Raw genomic sequence first — 23,758 nt, 5'->3', positions numbered from 1 at the left:
TGAAAGGAGCACATCCCATGGCCGGAATCATTCTGGAAATGAAAAACATCACCAAAACCTTTCCTGGCGTCAAAGCGCTGGAAAATGTCAATCTGAAAGTCCGTGAAGGCGAAATTCATTCCATATGTGGTGAAAATGGCGCAGGTAAATCTACGTTGATGAAGGTACTGAGTGGTGTATATCCACATGGCACGTATGAAGGCGACATTTTATTTCAGGGCAAAAATTGTGAGTTCAAGGATATTAAGCAGAGCGAGGATCTGGGAATCGTCATTATCCATCAGGAGTTGGCCCTTATTCCCTACCTTTCAATCGCGGAAAATATATATCTGGGCAACGAGCGTGCGAGCAGAGGAATTGTCAACTGGAAGGAAACTTTTGTAGGTACACGAGAACTGCTCTCGAAGGTGGGACTGAGCGAAAATCCAAACACGCTGGTATCCAGCATCGGGGTAGGCAAGCAGCAACTGGTCGAAATTGCGAAAGCGCTCTCCAAAAAGGTGCGGCTGCTTATTTTGGATGAGCCAACCGCTGCGCTGAACGAGGACGACAGTGAAAATCTGCTGCAATTGATGCTGGAATTCAAGAAACAGGGCATCGCCTGTATCCTGATCTCACACAAGCTGAATGAGGTATCCAAGGTTTCCGATTCGGTGACTATTTTACGGGATGGCAAGACAATTGAGACGTTGGATATGAAGAAGGAAAAAGTGACGGAGGACCGGATTATTAGCGGAATGGTAGGACGTGATCTCACCAGCCGTTATCCGGAGCGTCATGCCACCATTGGTGAAGTTATCCTAGAGGTAAAAGACTGGACGGTATATCACGAACATCATGCCGAGCGGAAAGTACTGGATCAGATCGATATGAATATCAGACGTGGTGAAATTGTAGGGATTGCCGGGCTGATGGGCGCTGGGCGTACCGAGCTTGCCATGAGTATCTTTGGCAAATCCTATGGCCGGAATATTTCGGGGCAACTCATTAAGAATGGTAAACCGATCCACAACAATACCGTCACGGAGGCCATTCAGAATGGGTTTGCTTATGTGACAGAAGACCGCAAGGAATACGGACTCATTCTGATGGATGACATCAAGCGCAATATTTCCTTGACGGGTCTGAGCAAGCTGACGCGAAACGCGGTAGTGAACGAGCGTGAAGAAGTACTGGTAGCGGAAAAGATGAAGAAAAGCATGAACATCAAAGCACCAAGCATTTTGCAGAAGACCGGTAATCTGAGTGGAGGCAACCAGCAAAAAGTGGTGCTCAGCAAATGGATTTTTGCCGGACCAGATATTCTTATCCTGGATGAACCTACCCGCGGTATTGATGTGGGAGCGAAATTCGAAATCTATACGATCATTCATCGGCTTGCTGCTGAAGGCAAGGGTGTACTGGTAATCTCATCCGAGCTTCCGGAGGTTCTTGGCCTGTGTGACCGGATCTATGTGATGAATGCCGGACGAATCACCGGTGAAGTCAGCCGGGAGCAAGCATCGCAGGAAACGTTGATGAGATATATGACCAAGTCTGGAGGCGGCAAGCATGGAAATGATAACAAAGCTGTTCAAAAATAATATCCGTCAATACGGCATGATTATTGCCCTGGTAGTGATTATGCTTTTGTTCGAGGTACTTACAGGCGGGCTGTTGCTCAAGCCGATTAATATTACAAATTTGATTTTGCAGAACAGTTACATTCTGGTGCTGGCGATCGGAATGGTGCTGGTCATCATTACCGGGCATATTGACCTGTCTGTTGGTTCCATTGCAGCCTTTGTTGGTGCCGTTGCCGCAATTATGATGGTTGATTGGCAGCTTCCGGCTTGGCTTGCAGTCATCGCTTCCTTGCTGGTTGGTGCTTTGATCGGTGCATGGCAAGGCTTCTGGATCGCCTATGTGCGGATTCCAGCATTTATCGTGACGCTGGCAGGTATGCTGCTGTTCCGAGGCTTGACGATGATCGTGCTGGAGGGGCAATCGATCTCTCCTTTCCCGGGTGGATTCCAGAAAATAAGTTCGGGCTTTCTGGCGGACATTCAATTCTCAGGTTTTGGTCTGGTATCTATCATTGTGGGTCTTGTGCTCACCGTTTGGTACATTGTCAATGAACTGCGGGAACGCCGTTCCCAGCGAAAATATGGATTTGAGGTCGTGTCACAGGGACTGTTTTTGCTCAAGTTGATTGTGGTGGCTGTTGTGACAAATCTGTTTACGTTTGTACTCGCAAGTTATGCAGGTATTCCGAATATCCTGGTCCTGCTGTTTGTCCTGATCGTTGTGTACTCCTTCGTTATGAATCGTACTGTCATGGGACGGCATGTGTATGCGCTTGGAGGTAATGAGAAGGCCGCAGGTCTGTCTGGGGTCAAAACAAAAAAGGTAACCTTCTGGGTTTTCGTGAACATGGGTACACTTGCCGCGGTATCCGGGTTGATCTTCGCCGCACGTCTGAATGCGGCTACGCCAAGAGCAGGTACCAACTTCGAGCTGGATGCCATTGCGGCCTGCTTCATCGGTGGTGCTTCCGCTTCAGGGGGCATAGGTACGGTATTTGGTGCCATCATCGGTGGTTTGGTTATGGGTGTGCTGAATAACGGGATGTCCCTGATTGGTCTCGGTATTGACTGGCAGCAGGGGATTAAGGGATTGGTACTACTGCTCGCTGTAGCGTTTGATATCTATAATAAAAATAAAAGATCAGCGTAACACTTGGTAAAATGAAAAAACAGACCTTGATCTCAGGATCAGGTCTGTTTTGCTGTATGCCCAACTTATTTACATTAAGGCATCGAGGAAACGTGTGGCGATGCCAAAATAGATAAACAGGGACAAGATATCATTCAATGTGGTGATTAACGGGCCAGAGGCAACAGCCGGGTCGACTTTGAAACGACTAAGCAGAAGCGGGATGCATGTACCGGTCAGTGTACCAATGACAAGAGTGAGGAACAGAGATACCCCAATAATGGCACCCAGCAGCCAGTCCCCTTGCCAGAAATAAGCGATGACAGTAATCAGCAATCCACATACCAAGCCAATCATTATGCCTACCTTGATCTCCCGACCAATCAGTGCGAGTACGGTGGCTTTGTCGAGTTTGCGTCCGATCAGTCCGCGTACCACAACAGCCAGAGACTGCGTTCCTGTGTTACCGGTCATACCTGCGATCATCGGCATGAAAAATGCCAATGCCACAACCTGATTGAGTGTATCCTCAAAGAAATCCACAATACTTCCCGAGATTAGACCAATCAATAGAAGCAAGATGAGCCAGGGAAGCCTGCGTCTGACGGCCACGAGTGGTTTGGTATCAAAGTCGATATCCTTGCTACCGCCCCCCATCTTGGCCAAATCTTCACTGGCTTCATCCATAATAATATCGATGACATCATCCATCTGAATGATACCGCATAACCTGTGATTTTCATCCACCACCGGAAGTGCAATAAACTCATAACGCTGTAGAAGCTGTGCTGCTTCTTCCTGGTCCATATCTACCGTTGCATGGATCACCCGCCGGGTCATCAGTTCTTCAACCTGGGTCTTATCGTCAGCCAAGGCAAGGGATCGATAACTCACGACACCGACCAGTTTGCCTTCATTATCGGTTACATAGAGATAACTGGAGGCTGAGATATGCATGGTACCTTGTGATTGTCGTAAGGCTTCCTTGGCTGTCTCATGAGCGAGCAGGGTCCGATATTGATCTGTCATGATGCGTCCTGCCGTTTCCGGCGGGTAATTAAGCACGGATCGGATAATGGCAGAGTGATCCAGATTCATATTGGACAGCAATTCTTCTCTGCGTTTGGCGGGCAAATCGTGCATGAACCGAATCAGATCACTTTTGTCCATCTGCTGCATGACTTCAAGTGTTCGTTCCGGCCCAAGTCGTTCAAACAGTTGAATCTGTTCGTGTAGCTTCAAGGTCTCGGCGAGATCCGCCAGAGCATCAGGTTTGAACAGGAGCAGAAACCGATTGGTTTCTGCTTCAGGGAACTTTTTATATACAAGTGAGAGGTCGTAGGGATGCAGTTCTTTCACCAATTTATAGAAATCGGGAAGGTTCCGGGATTGTACATGTTGCACGAGTTGTTCGGTGATCTCCTCCACGGAGAAATCTTTCTTGGTATGAGGTCTGTTCATATCGACACTCCTTTCTGAATGGTCAACTTCATATTTTTAAACGGAATGGGTTGAAAGTCAAACAACGAAGGGAAAAAGGGAGCGCCAAAAATAATATTGTAATCTTGCTCACCTATTCGATATGGGCTTACAAACAGCCGCTTCAAGGATATACTTGTTGTACAGCAACAGACGAGGAGGACATGCGCTAGTGGAAGTAGATATCAGAACACAATTGCTCAGCATGGTTGAGCCGGAGTATCAAAAATTCTCGGCCGCACATATTCCCAACATCACGAATGTACTTGGTGTAAGGTTGCCAGCCTTACGAAAAATTGCCAAGCAACTTGCCGCCGGGGACTGGCGCACGTATCTGGAAACGGCAGAGGATGAATATTTTGAAGAAGTGATGTTGCAAGCGATGGTCATTGGACATGTACAGGCTGATCTGGACGAGCTGTTAAAGGCTATTGAAACATTTGTACCGAAGATTGACAACTGGTCGGTGTGTGACAGCTTCTGTGCGGGACTGAAATATACGAAGGTCCATTCGGAGCCCATGTGGGCGTTCTTGCAACCGTATCTGAGATCTGATCAGGAATATGAAATCCGGTTTGGTGTGGTAATGCTGTTGAATTTTTATCTGAATGAGCGATATATCGATCAGGTTCTATCCGCATTGGATCAGATTAGGCACGAGGCGTATTATGTGAAAATGGCAGTGGCTTGGGCCATCTCAATGGCTTATGTGAAACAACCTGAGGTGACTATGCGTTATCTGAACCATAATACCCTGGACGATTTTACGTATAATAAGGCACTTCAGAAAATCACGGAATCTTATCGCGTGGATCCAGAGAGCAAGCAAATGATCCGCAGTATGAAACGTAAGGTGAAGAAGCAGATTACCTCCTAGTTCTAGCATTAAGCATTCCACCGGGGAGAGGGCGATAAACGAATGAGAAAAAAGTTGATGTACACCACGATGCAGTTGGACGGTCGTCCATGGGTGCTGCTCGCTACGGAACAGGGATTGTGCCGAGTGGTCATGCCAAACGAAACATTGGAAGATTGGAACGGCTGGATACAGAAAGTTGCACCTGGCGTGGAACTGGAAGAGAACGAGGATGCTCTGAAACAAACAGGTATGATGGATTGGTTGCAGTCCTATTTTGCAGGAGAACCCATGGCTTATACAGATGCTATCCCACTGGACTTGATCGGAACGAACTTCCAACAGGAGGTATGGAGAGAGCTAGGGCGTGTGCCTTATGGTGAAATCCGGACCTATGGTGATATAGCTGCTGCGATTGGAAGACCTTCAGCTGTGCGAGCAGTTGGGGCTGCAAATGGGGCTAATCCGATTCCGGTTCTGCTACCATGCCACCGCATTATCGGGGCTAATCGCAAGCTGACAGGGTTCCGCGGAGGTTTGGAGATGAAGCGCAGACTGCTGGATATCGAACGGATTGAAGGTGTGACCGATGGAGGGCATGCGCGGTTTCATTTTTAATTGAAGAGGGAACATAGAAGATTAAGGTGATATGGACAGGGCAGGCACTTCAGTGTGTCTGTTTTTTTGCATGTATTAAGGTAGGGTAATGCAAACGTTCCGCATATGGAACACCAACGTTTTACGTATTTTTGCCCGGTGAAACCGTATGGTACCATGGATCATAGATCAATCTGTATCCGGGGGACGTAATGCCGGGTAAGAAAAGAGGGATGACATGATGAAGCAGGCTTATTGGTTAACAAACGTGACTGTGGAGCGGGGTTATGTTCGGGAGGGAGAACAGGTGACGGGGACACGGACAAGCCCCGCTAATCTGCGGATTAAAGATGGAGTGATCGCAGAGATTGTGGAAGGAAACAACCCGCTATCTAACGATCTACCACAAGTAGATGGCAAGGGACTTCTGCTGTTGCCTTCGTTCGAGGAGGCACATATTCATCTGGATAAAACCTACTACGATGGGCCGTGGACAGCCGTTAAACGTATCTCCAGTATTTTCGAACGTATTGAAGAAGAGAAGGTTCTGTTACCCAAGCTGCTACCAGATGCGAAACGTCAAGCGGAGAGTATTCTGACCTTGATTCAGGGGCACGGCTCCACTCATGTGCGTAGTCATTGCAATATTGAACCCGTCAGTGGCTTGAAAAGACTGGAAGCGACGCGGCAGGCTCTGGAATCATTTTCGGGCAAAATCTCTTCGGAGATCGTGGCTTTCCCGCAGCATGGACTGCTTCGTTCCCATTCAGTGGAGCTTATGGGCCAAGCGATGAAGGAAGGTGCAACACATGTAGGCGGACTTGATCCTCATACGGTGGATGAACAGATCGAGAAATCATTGAACGCCATGGTTGAACTGGCTGTTCAGCACCAGGCGGGCATCGATATTCATCTGCATGATGGCGGGCAGGCCGGGAAACAAACGTTGCTGGAACTCGCAAATCTGACCGAAGCGGCAGGGCTTCAGGGCAAAGTTACGGTGAGTCATGCGTTCTGGTTCGCCCGCGCAGAGCAGCAGGAAGCGGAAGATATGGCGCAGCGAATGGCCTCGCTCGGGATGAGCATTGCTTCCACGGTGCCCATTGGCAGAACGATGATGCCTCTTCCCATGCTCCACCGTATGGGCGTGAACGTGAAGCTGGCCACAGACAGCCTGACGGATCACTGGTCTCCTTTTGGCAATGGGGATCTGCTTGAGAAAGCGGGACGATTCGCAGAACTGTACGGATATAGTGACGAATTGTCTTTGTCTCAATCTTTGGCATTCGTAACAGGCGGTATTACACCGCTGGATTCACAAGGGGAACAGGTCTGGCCGAAGGTAGGCGACTCCGCGAGTTTTGTATTGGTGCATGCGAGTTGTTCAGCGGAAGCTGTTGCGCGGCGATCTGCGCGGCAGGCTGTATGGTACAAGGGGCAATTGGTCAGCGGATCAACAGCGGATTGAGGAAAATAGAGCGGGTGCAGCCACGGGAAACCGTGGTTTTTTGGCATGGGAGAAAAAGAGGAAAGAACTGTTCGCATATACCACATTTTGGGTTATGATGTACGTAGTTAATGAAGGGAGCACTACGAATGAAGATTGAATATGCAACGGAAGCTGACTATGACTATATCATTGAAAGAGATCGGCATATCCATCAGCCACTTGTGAAAACGAAGATTAGTGAGAAAGAAATATTCATCCTATGGGACGAGGACGAGGGATCAAGAGTTGGATGGATGAGGTACGGTTACTTTTGGGACAACCTTCCCTTTATGAATATGATCTGGATTGATGAACCCTATCGAAACGGCGGGTATGGCAAAAAAGTCGTGCATCACTGGGAAAGTTTAATGAAGCAACAAGGCTTTGATACAGTGATGACTTCAACACAATCAGACGAACATGCCCAACATTTCTATCGAAAGCTGGGGTATGTTGATGCAGGGGCTCTGTTGCTGGATACACAACCTTTGGAGATTATATTGATCAAGAAAATCTAGTGAGTTAGCTGCAAGGAGAGAGGAGTGTGGGTATGGAGCAAGTGACGTTACAACCTATAACCAAAGAAAATGAACTTGAGTGCATCCACCTTAAACCACGGGAAGATCAGTTGGATTTGGTCGCTAGCAATGCGGATTCATTGATGCATGCAACGAAGGAAATTACGTCCAAGCCATACGGCATTTTGGCAGAGGATCAGATGGTCGGTTTTATTTTATTTGATAACGAGATCTACAATGATGGGTATTACTGGATTCTGCGCTTCATGATTGATGAGAAGTACCAGGGGAGGGGTTACGGCAAACTTGCCATTCAAGAAGTGATTCATATGTTGCAAGAGAGAAGTGACTGCCAGCAAATCAGGGTATCCCATGTTCCACATAACATTGCGGCAAATGCGCTGTACAAACGTTGCGGATTTCAGGACACGGGTGAATTCGAGGACAACGGTGATATCATTTTAAGTTATCAAGTGAGGTAACAGGGAGGGGAAGCTTGATGATAAGAGAGGCAGAAGCTAGGGATGCAGAGGTTATTGAAAGACTGTATACAGAATTATTGCCAAACAACTCAAACACAAAAGTACTGGCAGAACGGATTGAAGAGGTTCGGAATAACCCAAACAGTTTCTTGTTTGTGTATGAAATGGGTGATCAGGTAATTGGCACGGCTCATTTACATATTTGTCTGGATGCTTTGGTGGAAAATAGACCATTCGGCGTAGTTGAGCGGGTTATCATTACGGAACATGTGCAGAGCAAGGGATATGGATCTGAATTGATGAAACATATAGAGCATGTATGTGTGCAGAAAAATTGTGTGAAGGTGTTTCTTACGAGCGGATCATCCAGAAACGAAGCACATCACTTTTATACGAAATTGGGGTACAACGGAGAATCCAGCAAGGCGTTTAAAAAGTATTTATAACTTATAACATTCATCAAGGAAAAGGAAGTAGAAGCAAAGAAATGAAAGATAACAAACATCCGGTTCAAGATGTCCGACTCATCGTTACCTTGCTCGTGGCTACTCTTTGTTGTCTAGGTGTTGTGATGTATTTACGTGCCCAATCAGATACGAATATGTATCGATTTTTAAGTTGGGATATGTTCCTGGCATGGGTACCCTTCATCATCTCATCCTGCATTAGATACATATTTAATAAGAAATTAACCACAACGAGCATGATATGTATGGGGCTGATGTGTGGAGTATGGCTCTTTTTTCTGCCCAATGCGGCCTACCTTTTTACGGAGATTCTGCATTCATTCAGATATTTTGATGCTCAAGGGGAGGTTAGATTTTGGGTTAAAATTGATTTTTGGTATGGACTCACTCTGACGTTTTCCGTAGCGATCATCGGATTGCTGCTCTCGACTTGTTCAATCATTCAAATCCACGGCATGTTAAGCAAAATAATAAATAAGTACATTAGCATGATGGTTGTCGGTGTTATTTTGCTATTGAGCAGTATAGGGGTTTACATTGGTAGATTTAATCGGTGGAATTCGTGGGATGTATTATCCCGACCTGGGAAGATCTTTGTGGATCTTGTGAATGATTTTAATGCAGCGAACAGCATAATGGTTGAGTTTGTTGTCATTGTATTTGCGGTTCAACTTTTTGGATACGTTATTTTATCTTTGCTAACAGCAAGGTCGGGCAACTAATTATTCCATTTGAAAGGGTGAAGGAGGCAATATCACACGATGGGTAATCTTAATTTTATCGATAAACTTCCTCACATTAGTGAATGCAAACAGATTCTAAAGGCAGCAGCTATGCTGGATGCCATTTTGATGCCGGAATGGGAGTACAGGTATTACTCGTATAATTCCCAGTGGGACACGAATGAGCAAATGGCATCCATGAGAGATGGGCAAGGAGATCATTATTTTGCAATATTCAGTCCGAATGGGCTGATTATTAAAGGCTTTGATAAAGAGTATGCACTTCAGCATAAGGTTGATAGAAGTGAGGTGGTAAAAAGCGTTCCAGAAGCATTTAATACTTTTGTGGTAGAGCCGGCATTTGTAATGGATCAGACGACGTTCTGTATCTGGAGTGTGGCGGATCAGGAAGGGTGGTCTGCGGGCACGGAGCTTGGGGATCATGAATACGAACTGTTAGAGATTTTGGTAGGCGGCGCGAAATATTATCATGTTTGGGCACAGGATTACTACGAGATAGCGTTGGATATCAAACTGGTTGAACAGGTATTTGATATGAAGCCGATCGATGAGGTCTTACTACAGCAATTAAATGATGAACTGAAATTAAGTGATATCGAAGGTGAAATTGAAGAAATTGGCTACCCGGATAAGGATATGAAGGTATGAAGGCGATAACCCAGGAAAACACGGAAGAATTATTGGCTGTGATGGATATGTACCAAAGAATCGCGCGGCAATTGATCGACCAACTGATATTGGAAACCGATCAGCCTGATCGGGCGGAAATTCTCGAAGGTGCGTACCATTTGCTGACCAATGCGGATGTAATCCACAGAGAAGAATTAACGGGAAATTGGTATTTTGATGTTCACGGGGTGGCGTATAGAAAAATGATTTGATTGCTTGCCATTTAATTAAAACTGAGGAGGAATTACGTATGGGTTTAACTGAGTGGTCTACAGATATTCTTCAATATAATCTGTCGGATGAATATTCGATTCGCAAAGCTGATTTTGCTGAATGGGGATTATATTGCACGGTTTATTATGATATGCGTTATGTCGGATTTTTCAGGGAAGAAGAGTTCAGTTCTTCCAAGATCAGTGCGTACTGGATTTACAAGGGGGAAAGCAAAATAGGTGGCGTGAGAATGGAGCCTAACCGGATGTATCATTTGTTTTTTGTCCCGCCTTTCCAGCAGTGCTTTGAGGTATTGAAGCTTCTGAAGCATAAATTATTACAGTGGTCGGATCGCACCAAACGTATTCTGACCTTTGAGATTCTTCCAGACCAAGTTGATCTATATGCAAGAGCTGGATTCTGGCCAGTGGAGTTTAAATGTCGCTGGATGCAGCGGCCTACAGATCACTTTGAAATCGAATGGGACAGCAGGGTAACCGTGAAAAGTCCAGAGATTATTGAAAGTGAAACCGGCAATAGAAAATATGTGAATGAAGATGAAATTGCTCAATGTGACCTAGAGAGTTTTGCAGGAAGTCTTGAAGCTACACGAAGAAAACATACCACTCTTGCAGATTTTATACCAAGTGATGACCCTAATTATACCAATGAAATTCTGACCGAAGCGTCCACGCTTGTATATGACAAGGAAACGGGACAGCTTATTGCAAATTGTCGCTTGTGCTTGCAAGATAATCAGGCTGCTGTATATAGCATAGGTGTTCGTCCGGCATATAGAGGAAGAGGGCTTGCTACACTGATGTTACAGAGAGCATTAAATGAACTTAAAGGTAAGTATCCCGTTCTACGATTGTATGTGATGCAAGGAAATGATGCGGAGTCCGTGTATCTGAATCTGGGCTTTATTCCGGGTGTGCAGGAGATTCAGACGATGTATATTCCTGAGGATGAATCACAATGAAGGTTGCCATCTTAACCGATATTCATGGGAATGTTCCTGCGCTTCAAGCGGTATTGGTTGATATTGATTCCAGAGGGTGGTTTGATTATTGAAAAGAGTTATTCAACCTTTTCTTCCCTATGAACTTTAGCGAGAAAACTTCAATATCAATTATTATGCGACATGAAAGAGAGAATCACACCCTCGAATAAAGGTATAGGATAGAGTACTAAATCAATTGAGCAGGTTAAAAATCTTCAAAAAATAAAGCATGTGAGTTGCACTTTATAATTTTTTCATATAATCACAAATTATGGGAAAAAGTAGAGTCGTAAAGGGGGAGCGATTACAGTTGAAAACCAATTTTTCACTTTAAATAGCTTTCGTGCATATCCACACAGCAATCCGACTTCGATCTACAGACGATACAATTCCCTTCAAAGCCTTGATAAGTCATTAGTTAATGACACATTTTATTGTTCTTTTTCGAAAAATAAACAATGGGGTAGAGATAAACTATACTGTCGTGTTTAGAACTTTAAAAAGACATATAAATTAAAACGGGATCCTTGTTGTCATTTATGTGACTTAAGGTACCCCGTCTTTTAAATAAACGTTTTCATTTAAAGCATTAAACTTTAAGTGCATCGTCTTTCTTTTTCTTTTCTGTTTCTTCTTGAATTTTTTGAGCAATCAAACCAATAAATAATCTATCGTAATCCTCAGAACTTGAGACTTTTTTAAACCCTCCGCTTAAATGTGGCTCATTATTACGGTTAATTATTTGTTCAAATATACCTTCAATCAAGCCCCTAGCTTCAAAGTATTCGTCTGTTTCCGGCTTTCCTTGTTCTTCTTTGTGCAGTATTTGATAGATAACCTTTGTCTTTTTGTCATCCGAGACATCTCCGATACCAATTGCTTTTTCAAAATGAGATACTGAACAAAATACTCTTATGTTATCGCTTTGTTTATAGTTATATATTTTTTTGCAATTCGTTAATTGCGCTTTCAGCGTAGTGGAAGAGTGCTTTTCATGGTTATCCACATCATGTAGTACATCGTAAGAGGAATTGAATTGATTGAGAACCTTCATTAAAGTAACAATGGTAGCTTTACCCCTAGCGCGAATTATGTGAATGTTATACCCATTTTGTTTGGCAAGATGTTTAAAGGCAATGTACTCAGTATCACCCTCGACAATAACTACTTTATCAGCAAAGAAAAATTCATTCACATAGGAATCCACGTAATTTAAAATTTTCATGTTTGCTATGTCGTCATCATCAAATTGCTCACTGACTGATTGATATAACTGTATGGCTTCTTTCTCACCCACTCTGAAAACTTGAATGGAAGTGTGTCTTTCAGATAAGTCTATAAGTATCGGTGAATGAGTTGAAATCATTAAGGGCATCTTTTCACCTATTTTATAAAGTGAACGGCTTAATGCTCGAACTGCTTCAGGATGCAAAAATGCTTCAGGTTCATCTATGAGTAATAGTTTATTGTCATTTTCACCCAAAAGTTTCTTCTCAATCATATTTTGAATGAGGTAAATCAGACTCATTCTTTGAAGACCAGTTCCTTGGTTGGCCAAAGGCATCTTAGATTGCTTGTTACTATCAATGTGGACGCTTGAATTTGTCGATTTTAGCAGGTCTGCTGATGAAAACCCTGAGCTTTCACCGCCAACAACATTAAGAGATAGGTGGTCATTAGAGAAAAGCACTCTTAGGTTATCGGAAACATCCTTACTTACCTTCGATAGTATGCTATCAGTGTTTTGTTTGATTTTCTTTAAAAATGCAGGGTATGCTTCTTTGAGGCTAGAATATTCTTTAGCCAGTTCAAGAGTATCCTGCTCTTCTTCCGAGTCTCCGTTAAAACTTTCAAGTTTCAGGAGGTCATTTTTAATTATTTCCGAGTAAATGTTCTGAATCAAATCATTTATGTCATCAGGTAACATGGAGGGCGTTATGTAAAAGGGTCTGTTATTCAGGATTTCATCTAGTTTGTCGTATAAGCTGTGTGATTTCTTGATCTCCTTTCCCTTATCATCACAAAAAGTAGGGGCATTTTCTTCTCTATATTTCTTAACAATCGTTATTCTTTCTTGATCATCAGACTCAAACACAGCCTCGAGCACAATGTCTGTACCGCGTACTGAGAAGCAATCATTTGGAATTGTTTTTGCCTTAGTTTCTTTCTGAAAGAAGCAATTGATTGCTTCGAGTATAGTTGATTTTCCGGTGTTATTTCTACCTGTAAGAATTACAATGGAATCCCTTGAAAAACCAATTGAGAACTTATTGTTGAAGACTTTGTAGTTTTTCACACTAAAACTGATTAACCTCATTTTTCATCCTCCATACTTTTAAGTGGTTGAATGTTACGAAAAATATTAATGATATCCTAAGAAAGTGAGTTGAAAGTCCTGCTTTTTACATCATATAATATTTAAAGGTGATTTGGAACTATTTTCAAATGGTGGTAGAAAGGTTTAAGGAGGATAAAGTCGAATTTTGAATTAATTCCCCCATTTTTAACCGCTTCATTTGATTGAATAACTAAATTTACTAGAAAGCTTAAAACTTACTTGTTCCCTAGGGCGTTGTAGTTGTTGAAAATTAGATTAAACTCCTAAACACCTAGTTTGTTTTCAAGTGTATGAGGAGTTTTTTTTGCTAATTTCAGCTTTTTATTTACAATTTTAAACCGTTACCTTTGATCTATAAAATAACCAATAATATACATGTAATGACCTAATATTGAAGCGGGTAATGGGTGATGCGCGTACGAATTCCTACACTGTAGGTATTCGTGCCGTAACGTCCATCGACGGTATGACTGCTGACTGGGCACGTATCCCTTGGGATGTGCTGGAGAAAATCTCCATACGGATCGTTAACGAAGTCGATAACGTAAACCGTATCTTCTATGACGTAACATCCAACCCACCTGCAACGATCGAGTGGGAATAGGTTGAACAATGTCCATGCTGGCTGATACTTGAAAGCCCTTGATGTATAAGGGTTCTTGGCAGTAGTCATGAAGGAATTTCCAATTAACCTGCAACTATTGAATGTTTAAAATTACTCTCTTTTATGTGCGTTGTTTAGCAAATAGAAGGGAGTATTTTTTATGACCAAAATTAAGGAATTGGTTCAGGATTTCAAGCTAAATTAAGAATTATTAGGTCGAGTAAAGCGGTATGTTGATGTGTGCATGTTCCGCTTGAACCGTTGGAAAGGTTCATGGAGAAAGAATTAGGGATTGTAGAAGTCTAGGGTGTAAATCAGCTTCACATTAGAAAGTATATTCAGAAGCGACAACGTATAGGGAATAAAGTCAAACGAACAATAAATAACAATCTCGCTACTCTGAGCGTTTTTTTCAATACTTAGTGGACGATGAATTTTTTAATGAATAGAGCAATCCGATGCAGCGGATTAAAAATCTCAAGGATGCCAAAACCGTAATGGTCACGTTTAGTGATGATGAGTGTAACGATGGAATTACTGATAATTTTGGGGTTAGTTCAGCATTATTGCTGATAATGCCATAAGGAATCATTGAACGCTAAAATTACTCAAAAGACAGCGATCATGTGGAAAAGCGTGGGTTTGATGGGCGAAATAAAGGAACAAATGGATCGAATTGAAGGTAAGTTTGATGAGTTGCTAAATAGAATCGGGGAGTCTTGTTTAGAGAAGAAACATGAAGCAGAGCTTTAAATGAGCAATCCTCAGATGCAAGTGAAAAATTTGAAATAGCATTAGAGGAACTAAATACAAGATTAGATAAGTTGATTTTATGAATCGAAGCGCCATTCTATATTATATAGATGACTGGCGTTTTTGGATGTTCGGAATTAGTTCTCATAACTGTGTATTATGAGAACTGAAAACAGGGCGTTATACCCATTATCCTAGTAAGCGATTTCATACACCTCACCCAGTACCGATTGAAACGGGTTTGACCCCTAGCGGGCGGGTAAGGCTCATTCTACCCGTACCAAATGTTCATTAATTTAGTGTGCGTACATGAAAGCAGATTGAATGGTGAAAAATGGGTTGAAAAAGTCGACAATAAATTTAACTACTTGTTATAAATGCGCCTTATTTCGACATACATTGTCAATAAAAAGGGTTACAATATACTCAGCATTGAATTCTTTTCCTTTAAGAGGTGCTTTGTTTGGTTAATACATCGAAAAATGTAAACAAAGAAGAAAGAGACGGCGGATACTATGCAGTAAAGGGATTCCTATACCAATTTGATATGACTATAAAAACCATATTAAATAATCCTTCTCAAGAGGTTCTATTTGAACAAGTGCAAGATATTAGTTATGAAAACTTTATCATTCAAGTAAAACATAAAGAATCACAAACCTATTCTAATAGTAAGATTAGAAAACCGGTTATTCAACTATTAGATCTACATAAAGGGGATGAAAGTAAAAAATATCGACTTCACTGTTACTTTAGGAATACAGTATCACATAAGAAATATTTATCTATGGATGAACTAAATGATATTTTATCGAACGAACAATCTAATTATACTAATCAGCAAAAAAAAAAATTTTTAGGTTGCTTTGAACTTTATTTTACTGAAAATTACATTACGCAATTTGATGAGGTCATCACATTAATTCAATCTTCCTATAGATTAGGAGATAGGCAGGAAGCAATTTTACATCATGCAATGATTCGCTCTCATTTGCTTGAATTGACAATAGATAAAGATAGGCTAAAAAGAATGATTAGTAAGACTCACTTAGATTCATATGTAATAAAAGCAAGGAAATTGTTTTTTGATTCTGGATACGCCAGTTATCTTGGAAGGGAAAAATATGAGAAGTACCTCAAAAAAAAGTATTTTACAGTCGGATTAAATTTAATGAACTTAGAAAGATTATTTATTGTTGATATTTATGAAGATGTAGATTTCTCTACCATAACCAATATAATGTCTAAGATTATCAAAAAGTATAATAAGCAAAGTAAATCGCCCCCTCCTATTTTTTATTTAAGAAAACTGAGTAAAGAGCATACAAATAAATTCAAACGAGATGTGTATGATAAAGGGAGTAAATTTAACGACGGTACATTTTTTGATGGCGATAGATTTAGAATTGACAAATTTAAAGCTGACACCAGTTGCCTTTTTAAAATTATAAATGAGGAAAATTTATTGGAAGTTCTGAGTTCTAATTATATTAATGAAATTTTTCATTTCTATTTGTGTGATTACCTTGAGATAGATGAAGCAAAAGTCCGAATTACAAATATTCATCTTGAAGAAATTTCTCAGATATTAAATATAGTCTAATTTTAATATGGAGGGATATATATAATGAGTTTGTTTGATACGGAGGAAAAAGTTGCCAAGGTAGTTTCTGTGCTTCCTAATAAAATTAAAATAGAAGTAAACAATATTGAGCAATTTAAGCTACAGAGTGAAAAGTTTTCAGTAGGTTCTTATCTCAGGGTGTCTGATAGCGAAGATTGTGCATTAATTTGTATAATTGAAAATTTTACGATTCAAAAAGAAGAGAATAAAGACAGTATTTATATTATAGAAGCAATGCCTATAGGGTTTTTAGATGTTGATGGAAATTTCACGAGGGGAGGTAATAACATTGCTATTCCTCCAACAGATGTAGAACCAGCGAAAAATGAAGAAATTCAACATATCTACGCATCAATCAAATCTGAAAGTAAGTTCTGTTTTGCATCACTTTCTCAAGATAAAACAATTAAAGTACCTGTTAATGGAAATAAATTTTTTAACAAACATATCGCAGTAGTTGGGTCGACTGGCTCAGGTAAGTCACATACAGTTGCAAAGATTTTACAGGAAGCAACTATAACAAAAAATGATGGATATAATAATCTGAATAATTCACATATAGTTATTTTTGATATTCATTCTGAGTACCATACTGCATTCCCGTATGCAAACTACCTTGATGTTGATTCTCTAATCCTTCCTTATTGGCTTATGAATGGAGAAGAATTAGAAGAATTGTTGGTAGAAACAGGAGAAAATCAAGCATATAATCAGTCATCTCTCCTAAGAAGGGTAATAACTAGAAACAAACAAATGACTCATGATAACAATAAGTTAACTTATGATGCACCTGTTAGATTTTCAGTTTCTGAGGTTTTGAATTGTCTATTAAATTTAAGTAGAGAAACAAAGAATTATAAAAGTCCGAACAAAATGAGCATCAAAAATAATGAGCAATCTTTTGAATCGGATGAAGAAAAATTTGATTTTTACTTTATAAGCCAATATGAGTTTGAAGAAGCGAAAAGTCAAAATTATAGCAAGGGAACGTATAATGATGGAAGCTTAGAAAAGTTTATTTCTCGTATAAGAAATAAGTATTTAGATAAAAGGTTAGACTTTTTATTTGGAAAAAAAAGCGAAAATTATACGTTTGAGGATTCCTTGAGACAAATATTAGGATATGAAAAAGATGGAGAATCAAATGTTACAATAATAGACTTAAGTGGGGTTCCGTTCGAAGTGTTAAGTATAACTGTATCTTTAATATCAAGATTAATATTTGAATATGGATACCATTATAAAAAAATGCTAGAAAAAGAACAGTCTTATAATCAGGATAATATAGAATATGCTCCTATACTTTTAGTATATGAGGAGGCTCACAAATATGTACCAAAGAGTAGTTCCGCAAAATACAATGCATCCAGGGTATCTATAGAGAGAATAGCAAAAGAAGGAAGGAAGTACGGTGTCAGTGCTATGATCGTAAGTCAGAGACCGTCTGAAATTTCTGAAACAATATTTTCTCAATGCAGTAACTTTGTCTCCATGCGGTTAACTAACCCTGATGACCAGAACTACGTAAAAAGACTTATGCCTGATACGCTAGGCCCACTTACTGATTCATTACCCACGCTTAAAGAAGGGGATGCAATTCTCTTAGGTGACGCGTTGATTATGCCTTCTTTAGTCACTATTGATAGATGTACCCCACCACCTTCCTCGGCTGATATTATGTACCTCGAACACTGGAAAAGAGAATGGCTCGATATCTCTTTTGATAGATTAGCCGAGAGATGGATTAAATAAATTGCTTAGAATAAGGAGCCATTTTTTGGCTCCTTTAATACTAAAGATCTATTTTTAGTTTCTTTCTTTTTCTTTTTGTAAATGAAAGTTCCAACCTTTGTTGTAATCGTTCAGAGGAAGGATGGTTATGGGAATTGTCTGGAAGAGTGATTTTTTTATAGTTTGGAATAATGATTTCTTCACTTGCATAGTTAATTACTGTTCCGTCTGGTTGAATAACTATGTTTCCTACCTCATATTCTGCATCGTGAATTGCACACAAGCAGATTCCATTACTTATTGTATCATCATTACACTTATGTGCTGGGTAAATATGAGCGGCTTTTAAAGAAGACTTTGCTTTCACATCGCACATTGCACATTTGTAATTATATGCTTCGAGTACTTGTTTTCTAAAATCACCTTTTCTAATCAATCTTTTTTGAACTTTTTCTTCATAGGGTCTATTATCGGGATGAGCCTTTCCATTTGGATAATTGAGGATTACTTTACCGTGTTCATTTTTTGAAGCAATGGGCAATAAATCATACCGTTTTTTTGACATATCTAAAAAACCATACGAGCCTTCTCCAAATACAATCTCTACTCGTACTTCTCCCTTATTATGATGGTCGAAGGCTAAACAGATTGGAAAATAGAGTTCTGGAGATAATTGCTCCAAAAAAAATTCATTTAACTGCCGATTTCTATCTTCTTTAATTGCCGCATTATTTGCATGTATTAGTTCTTCTTTAATAAATACTTTTCCATAGCAGTCTATTCTGTGCATATATATACTCCTCCTTAGTGTTAAATATGAAGATACTACCATGTGAAATAAGTGTGGTAAAGAGGTTGTTATATTAACTTCGTGTATTTTATAAGATAGTATAAATAACAAATTGAACATTTAACTAAGGGCGATGTATCGGTTCGGCAATCAAAGGGCATGAAGTCAGATGACAAAAATGGATTATGGATCTAACAACGGATTAATGACTTGAATATCTTTATGGGTTTATATTTTTAAGTTGAAATTCTTATATTTACCCGCTACAATTGATATGCAAAACAACTGGATAATAGACCAGTATTTACATTCAAAATTTCTCACTATTCCTACACAGTAGGTATCCATGCTGTAACATCCATCGACGGTATGACTGCGGACTGGGCACGTATCCCTTGGGATGTGCTGGAGAAAATCTCCGTACGGATTGTTAACGAAGTTGATAACGTAAACCGTATCGTCTATGACGTAACTTCCAAACCACCTGCAACGGTTGAGTGGGGATAATGGCATATAGCTGATCATAGCCCTTATCATCAAGCTCATATTAATTTGCTAAGAAAAGGTATCTCACAACCACATTACATACTAAAGCTACTACGATGTGATACCAGTGAGCAGCATTTTCCGATGAATCCCTCTCCTTTATGTCAGGAAAGGGAGGATTCCTGTACAGCGAGCCAAATTAACCCAATACACGAATAACAATATCCTGATCGTGGTTACCAAAACCGGCACCATAGATCGTTAATCCCCCTACGTTGGGGCTTTTCTCGTCAACCGTGAAGCGAAGCGTCCAGAAGGGTTCGCTAAGCTTGATATCCTCGAGTGTGATGTCCGACATCCGCTCACCATCCATATAGGTACCGGAGGCATCAATGCGAATGGTCTTCAATAAACCGTATTGATTTACATTACGATGCCACCATTCCGGCGTATATTTGCCGCGTGCTGCTCTGCCAAAGTCGGCAGGGCTTGTCCACGTTCCAAGAGAAATGCCATTGAAGGTGAAACGAATATCGGAAGGCCAATGATCTCGCAATCCCGGAGCTTCAGAGGCTAGTTCCATCGAAATTTCAATAGCATCAGTTGTCTGATCCGGTAGTACAAAGTTAGGTGTTTTATATTCAACATAGCCCTTCCCAAACCACAAGATAGCGGCGTGAACACGCTCGGGATCAAGGAAGTAACGCGGATCATCCCATACGCCGATCTCTTTCTCAAGTGTTCCTAGCCCACAGGTAGGGTGGATATCAAAAGCAGTGTAGTGTCCCACGGCTATCGTCTGTTCTCTGGTTCGTGAAGTTTGGCTTGCGGACGGCAGCTCGATTTCAATCTGATTTTGTTTGAGGTAACATAATTTGTGCGTCCCTCCGTTGATCCGAACTCGTCTGCTGCCAATTAGACCCGCATCCTCCAGTTTGCGAATATGCATCGTGACAATGGAGGGGCTAAGCTCTAAGGCTGCGGCAATATCCTTCACATTCATTTCGCGATCTGCAATCATATCCATGATTCTCCATCTGACCTCACTTGCCAGCGCCTCATATAAAGGAAGGAACTGGGGCTCTCCATTTGCTTTGATCATCTGTACAACTCCCTACACTCAATCTTCTAAAATCACATATATATTAATTTAATAAAATTAACTCCAAGATTCAATCCAGATTTATTGCAAGTTAATGCCCGATGGTGTTTAATTTTTGTAGTTGTTACGAAGTTGGATTCTTATATTTGTGAGTTTTATGATAAGAGATGGAGTGGAGTAATGAAATACAATAACCCTGTTGTAAAAGGTTTTTATCCAGACCCTAGTGTGATTAAGGTGCACAATACCTACTATATGGTGTGTAGTTCTTTTCAATATTTTCCGGGCGTACCGCTCTTTGAGAGCAAGGATTTGCTGAATTGGAAGCAGATTGGTCACTGCCTCACTCGTAAAAGTCAGATTGAGCTGGAGACCGTGAGCAGTTCCGGGGGCGTATTTGCCCCAACCATTAGGCACAATAACGGACGTTTTTACATGGTGACAACGAATGATACGACACATCAGAATTTCTATGTATGGACGGACGATATCTACGGAGAATGGTCAGAGCCTATTAACGTGGATCAAGGCGGTATTGATCCAGATTTGTATTTTGAAGATGGAAAGACCTTGTTCATGAGTAATGGGGTGGATGATGAAGGCGTTGGCGGAATTGTCCAGTGTGAGATTGAGATTGAAACTGGGCGCAAACTGACCCCGAGTCGTTCGATATGGAATGGTACTGGCGGAAGATATCTGGAAAGCCCGCATCTGTATAAAATAAACGGACATTACTACCTGCTTGCAGCTGAGGGCGGTACGGAGTATGGTCATATGGTTACGTATGCTCGGGGAACTTCGTCTTCGGGTCCGTTCGAAGCTTATGCACACAATCCAGTTCTGACCAATCGTAATTTGGGCGGTTATGAGTTGCAGGGGGTTGGACATGGTGACCTGGTTCAGGATGATTTGGGAAACTGGTGGCTCTTTCACCTAGGGTTCCGTCAGATTGGCAGATGGGCTACGTACCATCATCTGGGCCGGGAAGTGTTCCTGACTCCTATCACTTTTGGTGAAGACGGATGGTTTACAGCCGGGCATGAAGGCACAACGCTGACGAGTTTTGAGACCAATCGCATTCCCGACAAGGTGATCCAGCAGGATAAGAAGCATTATACGTTTGAAAATACAGATTGGAACCTCGACTGGTGTTACCTTCGTCATCCGAATGCAGAGCATTATCAGCTTGAATCAGACAAGCTTACGCTAATAGGAACCGATGTAACGCTGGACGTTCCAGCATCCCCGACGTTCATCGGGTTACGTCAAAAAGACTTTAATGCTACGATTTCTGTCGATGTCAGTCTGACGAATGGCGAGGCCGGTATTACGATCTACATGGATGAGAATCATCATTATGAAATGGCTATTCGTCAGGAACAGGACGGCTATAAGGTGATCGAGCGTCTAAATATCGGTGATATCAAATCGAGAGAACATGAAGTGGATCTGGGAAATAAACAGCATGCAACGCTGGTGATCCGCTCAAGCCAGGAACGCTACAGTTTCCTGTTTAAAGCAGATGGTGAAGAGATTCTGCTGGGCACGGCACAGACGAGATACCTATCCTCGGAGGTGGCAGGAGGTTTTACAGGCGTACTTATTGGGTTATACGCGAGCGGGCAAGATACTTCAGCTGAGTTTACAAATTTCAAGTGTGATTATCATTAAGAAGTTAAGGGAAGGGCCTAAGGGTCCTTCTCTTTTTTTTAATTTGTGTCAAAATATAGATATATTAATAAATGCCAATAGAAGAGAGTGATTTAAACTTGCAAGTACATTATAAAATGCCAGAATCCTTAGTAGACATCGTTCGAATAGATAAGAAATTACGTGAACAACATGTTGGAACCATCGACGATTATATGGGTTTTTATATTAGTTTTAACAATGATGAGGATAGATACTATTGTACGCCAGATGATGCCATCATATTTGGAAGAACAGGGGCAGACGGTGACCATTTTGCTTTTTTTACGTTCAACAGATCCATTAGTGATTTGGAAGAAGCTCCGGTTATCTTTATCCAACCTACTGCGTTTGGTAATCAAGTAACTTTAGTGGCCAGAAACTTTAAGGATTTTGTAGCATTATTTATTAATCTTAAGGAAGTATATGTTTTGGAGAGATTTCGATTTTATAAGAACAAATTAGATTTTATGAATGACTATAACGATAACTATATGGAAGATATAAAGATGCGAGAGAGTGATTATAATTTAATTATTGAACTGTTAAAAGAGAATATTAAAGGTATAACAGAAATTGATGATGCGTACGAATATATGATCGAATCCCAAAAACAAATAGAACTAGGGATAAATAATGATGATTTTGCATGATATCTATATGGCATCACTAAATAATCTACATGTAACAAAAGGTTAAAAGAACGTGTTATTTAATTATATAGCTTGATTGGATAACCAAGGAGGAGTTGTATGGAGGATCAATGGAGAATTGCAAAGTATGACCCGGCATGGCGTGATTTGTTTCTCGAAACGGGTTCGAAACTAAGAGACGCGTTAGGAGAAAGGGCCGTGCGGATTGACCATGTTGGGTCCACTTCAATTGTTGGAATAGATGCCAAACCCATCATAGATATACAAATATCTGTTTCCCAGTATGAAAATTTGTTGGACTACAAACATGAGATCGAAACAGTCGGATTTGTATTTAGAGCAGAAAATCCAGATAAGACTAAACGTTACTTTCGTGAAGAACCCGGAAACAGAAGGATACATATACACGTTAGACAGGCAGGCAGTTTCTCCGAGCAGATGACCTTGCTGTTCAGAGACTATTTAAGGGAGCATCCAGAAGATTGTTTGAAATATGCAGAAGAAAAGCACAGACTCATGTCATTGTATAAAGATCAGCGTCCCAAATATGTTGAAGGAAAAGGACCAATGGTGTGGAGTATATTACAGAGAGCACATCGTTGGTCTCAAGAAATCGGATGGCAGCCGGCAAAATCTGACGCATGAGCACATCCAATGAATAGAGATAACTGTATTGGAGTGATGAGATGAACATGGGAAGAAAGCTGATAACAACCGTTTTAACCATCATTTGTTTTACTTTGGCTGCGAGTCTCATATCGATGAATGAATCCTACAG

General features: G+C 41.0%; 21 protein-coding genes and 2 pseudogenes. 19 read left to right on the top strand and 4 right to left on the bottom strand.

The window, feature by feature from the left end; all coding sequences use genetic code 11:
- The first annotated feature begins 17 nt into the window (after window positions 1–17).
- Both mmsA and mmsB read left to right on the top strand, forming a co-directional pair.
- Window positions 18–1,583: a multiple monosaccharide ABC transporter ATP-binding protein gene (mmsA, locus tag MHH92_RS22850; protein ID WP_340906496.1), complete on the top strand. Its 1,566-nt coding sequence runs from the start codon at window positions 18–20 to the stop codon at window positions 1,581–1,583.
- Window positions 1,552–2,715, top strand: a complete 1,164-nt coding sequence (mmsB, locus tag MHH92_RS22845; protein ID WP_036674453.1) for a multiple monosaccharide ABC transporter permease — start codon at window positions 1,552–1,554, stop codon at window positions 2,713–2,715. Before mmsA ends, mmsB begins: the two co-directional genes overlap by 32 nt.
- A gap of 69 nt (window positions 2,716–2,784) precedes the next feature.
- Here the strand turns inward: mmsB and mgtE are convergent, their stop codons facing one another.
- Entirely contained in the window at window positions 2,785–4,155 is a 1,371-nt protein-coding gene (gene mgtE, locus MHH92_RS22840) for a magnesium transporter (RefSeq protein ID WP_047844002.1), read from the bottom strand.
- 190 nt (window positions 4,156–4,345) lie between these two features.
- Here mgtE and MHH92_RS22835 point away from each other — a divergent pair, with 190 nt between their 5' ends.
- From MHH92_RS22835 to MHH92_RS22790, 10 genes are all read left to right on the top strand, one after another.
- Complete coding sequence (locus MHH92_RS22835; protein WP_340906489.1) at window positions 4,346–5,050, top strand: DNA alkylation repair protein; 705 nt, start codon at window positions 4,346–4,348, stop codon at window positions 5,048–5,050.
- Window positions 5,051–5,092: 42 nt separating this feature from the next.
- Window positions 5,093–5,647, top strand: coding sequence for a methylated-DNA--[protein]-cysteine S-methyltransferase (locus MHH92_RS22830; RefSeq protein ID WP_047844000.1), 555 nt, complete (start codon window positions 5,093–5,095; stop codon window positions 5,645–5,647).
- 220 nt (window positions 5,648–5,867) lie between these two features.
- Window positions 5,868–7,094 (top strand): amidohydrolase, encoded by a 1,227-nt coding sequence (locus MHH92_RS22825; protein ID WP_340907758.1) that lies wholly within the window; start codon window positions 5,868–5,870, stop codon window positions 7,092–7,094.
- A 128-nt stretch (window positions 7,095–7,222) separates the two neighbouring features.
- Window positions 7,223–7,633, top strand: coding sequence for a GNAT family N-acetyltransferase (locus MHH92_RS22820; RefSeq protein WP_340906486.1), 411 nt, complete (start codon window positions 7,223–7,225; stop codon window positions 7,631–7,633).
- Between the two features lie 32 nt (window positions 7,634–7,665).
- Window positions 7,666–8,115, top strand: coding sequence for a GNAT family N-acetyltransferase (locus MHH92_RS22815; protein WP_340907756.1), 450 nt, complete (start codon window positions 7,666–7,668; stop codon window positions 8,113–8,115).
- Window positions 8,116–8,132: 17 nt separating this feature from the next.
- Window positions 8,133–8,561 (top strand): GNAT family N-acetyltransferase, encoded by a 429-nt coding sequence (locus MHH92_RS22810; protein ID WP_340906483.1) that lies wholly within the window; start codon window positions 8,133–8,135, stop codon window positions 8,559–8,561.
- Window positions 8,562–8,602: 41 nt separating this feature from the next.
- On the top strand, window positions 8,603–9,304 hold the full coding sequence (locus MHH92_RS22805; protein WP_340906482.1) for a DUF1361 domain-containing protein: 702 nt from the start codon (window positions 8,603–8,605) through the stop codon (window positions 9,302–9,304).
- A 39-nt stretch (window positions 9,305–9,343) separates the two neighbouring features.
- Window positions 9,344–9,973: a hypothetical protein gene (locus MHH92_RS22800; RefSeq protein WP_340906480.1), complete on the top strand. Its 630-nt coding sequence runs from the start codon at window positions 9,344–9,346 to the stop codon at window positions 9,971–9,973.
- Complete coding sequence (locus MHH92_RS22795; protein WP_340906479.1) at window positions 9,970–10,206, top strand: hypothetical protein; 237 nt, start codon at window positions 9,970–9,972, stop codon at window positions 10,204–10,206. The genes MHH92_RS22800 and MHH92_RS22795 overlap by 4 nt, the downstream gene beginning before the upstream one ends.
- A gap of 38 nt (window positions 10,207–10,244) precedes the next feature.
- Window positions 10,245–11,189 carry a GNAT family N-acetyltransferase gene (locus MHH92_RS22790; protein WP_340906477.1) on the top strand — a complete coding sequence of 315 codons (945 nt, stop codon included), beginning with the start codon at window positions 10,245–10,247 and terminating at the stop codon, window positions 11,187–11,189.
- Between the two features lie 610 nt (window positions 11,190–11,799).
- On the opposite strand, the gene MHH92_RS22785 is transcribed toward MHH92_RS22790, so the two are convergent.
- Window positions 11,800–13,527, bottom strand: a complete 1,728-nt coding sequence (locus tag MHH92_RS22785; RefSeq protein WP_340906475.1) for an ATP-dependent nuclease — start codon at window positions 13,525–13,527, stop codon at window positions 11,800–11,802.
- 421 nt (window positions 13,528–13,948) lie between these two features.
- On the opposite strand from MHH92_RS22785, the pseudogene MHH92_RS22780 reads away from it, so the two are divergent.
- From MHH92_RS22780 to herA, 3 genes and pseudogenes are all read left to right on the top strand, one after another.
- Window positions 13,949–14,152, top strand: a pseudogene (locus MHH92_RS22780) (GMP synthase (glutamine-hydrolyzing)); the annotation flags it as partial.
- Between the two features lie 1,216 nt (window positions 14,153–15,368).
- Window positions 15,369–16,508: a hypothetical protein gene (locus MHH92_RS22775; RefSeq protein WP_340906472.1), complete on the top strand. Its 1,140-nt coding sequence runs from the start codon at window positions 15,369–15,371 to the stop codon at window positions 16,506–16,508.
- A 24-nt stretch (window positions 16,509–16,532) separates the two neighbouring features.
- Window positions 16,533–18,281, top strand: a complete 1,749-nt coding sequence (gene herA, locus MHH92_RS22770; RefSeq protein ID WP_340906469.1) for an anti-phage-associated helicase HerA — start codon at window positions 16,533–16,535, stop codon at window positions 18,279–18,281.
- A gap of 40 nt (window positions 18,282–18,321) precedes the next feature.
- Here herA and MHH92_RS22765 read toward each other — a convergent pair whose 3' ends face one another.
- On the bottom strand, window positions 18,322–19,050 hold the full coding sequence (locus MHH92_RS22765) for an HNH endonuclease (protein WP_340906466.1): 729 nt from the start codon (window positions 19,048–19,050) through the stop codon (window positions 18,322–18,324).
- 324 nt (window positions 19,051–19,374) lie between these two features.
- Here MHH92_RS22765 and MHH92_RS22760 point away from each other — a divergent pair.
- Window positions 19,375–19,557 (top strand): annotated as a pseudogene (locus tag MHH92_RS22760) (GMP synthase (glutamine-hydrolyzing)); the annotation flags it as partial.
- Between the two features lie 178 nt (window positions 19,558–19,735).
- Here the strand turns inward: MHH92_RS22760 and MHH92_RS22755 are convergent.
- Complete coding sequence (locus tag MHH92_RS22755; protein WP_340906465.1) at window positions 19,736–20,638, bottom strand: ArsR/SmtB family transcription factor; 903 nt, start codon at window positions 20,636–20,638, stop codon at window positions 19,736–19,738.
- Between the two features lie 180 nt (window positions 20,639–20,818).
- Here MHH92_RS22755 and MHH92_RS22750 point away from each other — a divergent pair, with 180 nt between their 5' ends.
- From MHH92_RS22750 to MHH92_RS22740, 3 genes are all read left to right on the top strand, one after another.
- Window positions 20,819–22,309, top strand: a complete 1,491-nt coding sequence (locus MHH92_RS22750; protein ID WP_340906463.1) for a glycoside hydrolase family 43 protein — start codon at window positions 20,819–20,821, stop codon at window positions 22,307–22,309.
- Window positions 22,310–22,380: 71 nt separating this feature from the next.
- Window positions 22,381–22,980 (top strand): hypothetical protein, encoded by a 600-nt coding sequence (locus MHH92_RS22745; protein ID WP_340906461.1) that lies wholly within the window; start codon window positions 22,381–22,383, stop codon window positions 22,978–22,980.
- A 99-nt stretch (window positions 22,981–23,079) separates the two neighbouring features.
- Window positions 23,080–23,625, top strand: coding sequence for a GrpB family protein (locus tag MHH92_RS22740; RefSeq protein WP_036617141.1), 546 nt, complete (start codon window positions 23,080–23,082; stop codon window positions 23,623–23,625).
- Window positions 23,626–23,758 lie beyond the last annotated feature (133 nt).

It is taken from the genome of Paenibacillus sp. FSL M7-1414 (genome assembly GCF_038003195.1).
Lineage (GTDB): Bacteria > Bacillota > Bacilli > Paenibacillales > Paenibacillaceae > Paenibacillus > Paenibacillus amylolyticus.
Note: the sequence above shows the minus strand (reverse complement) of the source record. Positions and strands in the feature narration are given on the sequence as shown.

Bases quoted from the DNA above. Each gene is read 5' to 3' on its own strand.
- mmsA (WP_340906496.1), top strand. From the start codon at position 18: ATGGCCGGAATCATTCTGGAAATGAAAAACATCACCAAAACCTTTCCT.
- mmsB (WP_036674453.1), top strand. From the start codon at position 1,552: ATGGAAATGATAACAAAGCTGTTCAAAAATAATATCCGTCAATACGGC.
- mgtE (WP_047844002.1), bottom strand. From the start codon at position 4,155: ATGAACAGACCTCATACCAAGAAAGATTTCTCCGTGGAGGAGATCACC.
- MHH92_RS22830 (WP_047844000.1), top strand. From the start codon at position 5,093: ATGAGAAAAAAGTTGATGTACACCACGATGCAGTTGGACGGTCGTCCA.
- MHH92_RS22825 (WP_340907758.1), top strand. From the start codon at position 5,868: ATGAAGCAGGCTTATTGGTTAACAAACGTGACTGTGGAGCGGGGTTAT.
- MHH92_RS22820 (WP_340906486.1), top strand. From the start codon at position 7,223: ATGAAGATTGAATATGCAACGGAAGCTGACTATGACTATATCATTGAA.
- MHH92_RS22815 (WP_340907756.1), top strand. From the start codon at position 7,666: ATGGAGCAAGTGACGTTACAACCTATAACCAAAGAAAATGAACTTGAG.
- MHH92_RS22810 (WP_340906483.1), top strand. From the start codon at position 8,133: ATGATAAGAGAGGCAGAAGCTAGGGATGCAGAGGTTATTGAAAGACTG.
- MHH92_RS22805 (WP_340906482.1), top strand. From the start codon at position 8,603: ATGAAAGATAACAAACATCCGGTTCAAGATGTCCGACTCATCGTTACC.
- MHH92_RS22800 (WP_340906480.1), top strand. From the start codon at position 9,344: ATGGGTAATCTTAATTTTATCGATAAACTTCCTCACATTAGTGAATGC.
- MHH92_RS22795 (WP_340906479.1), top strand. From the start codon at position 9,970: ATGAAGGCGATAACCCAGGAAAACACGGAAGAATTATTGGCTGTGATG.
- MHH92_RS22790 (WP_340906477.1), top strand. From the start codon at position 10,245: ATGGGTTTAACTGAGTGGTCTACAGATATTCTTCAATATAATCTGTCG.
- MHH92_RS22785 (WP_340906475.1), bottom strand. From the start codon at position 13,527: ATGAGGTTAATCAGTTTTAGTGTGAAAAACTACAAAGTCTTCAACAAT.
- herA (WP_340906469.1), top strand. From the start codon at position 16,533: ATGAGTTTGTTTGATACGGAGGAAAAAGTTGCCAAGGTAGTTTCTGTG.
- MHH92_RS22765 (WP_340906466.1), bottom strand. From the start codon at position 19,050: ATGCACAGAATAGACTGCTATGGAAAAGTATTTATTAAAGAAGAACTA.
- MHH92_RS22755 (WP_340906465.1), bottom strand. From the start codon at position 20,638: ATGATCAAAGCAAATGGAGAGCCCCAGTTCCTTCCTTTATATGAGGCG.
- MHH92_RS22750 (WP_340906463.1), top strand. From the start codon at position 20,819: ATGAAATACAATAACCCTGTTGTAAAAGGTTTTTATCCAGACCCTAGT.
- MHH92_RS22745 (WP_340906461.1), top strand. From the start codon at position 22,381: ATGCCAATAGAAGAGAGTGATTTAAACTTGCAAGTACATTATAAAATG.
- MHH92_RS22740 (WP_036617141.1), top strand. From the start codon at position 23,080: ATGGAGGATCAATGGAGAATTGCAAAGTATGACCCGGCATGGCGTGAT.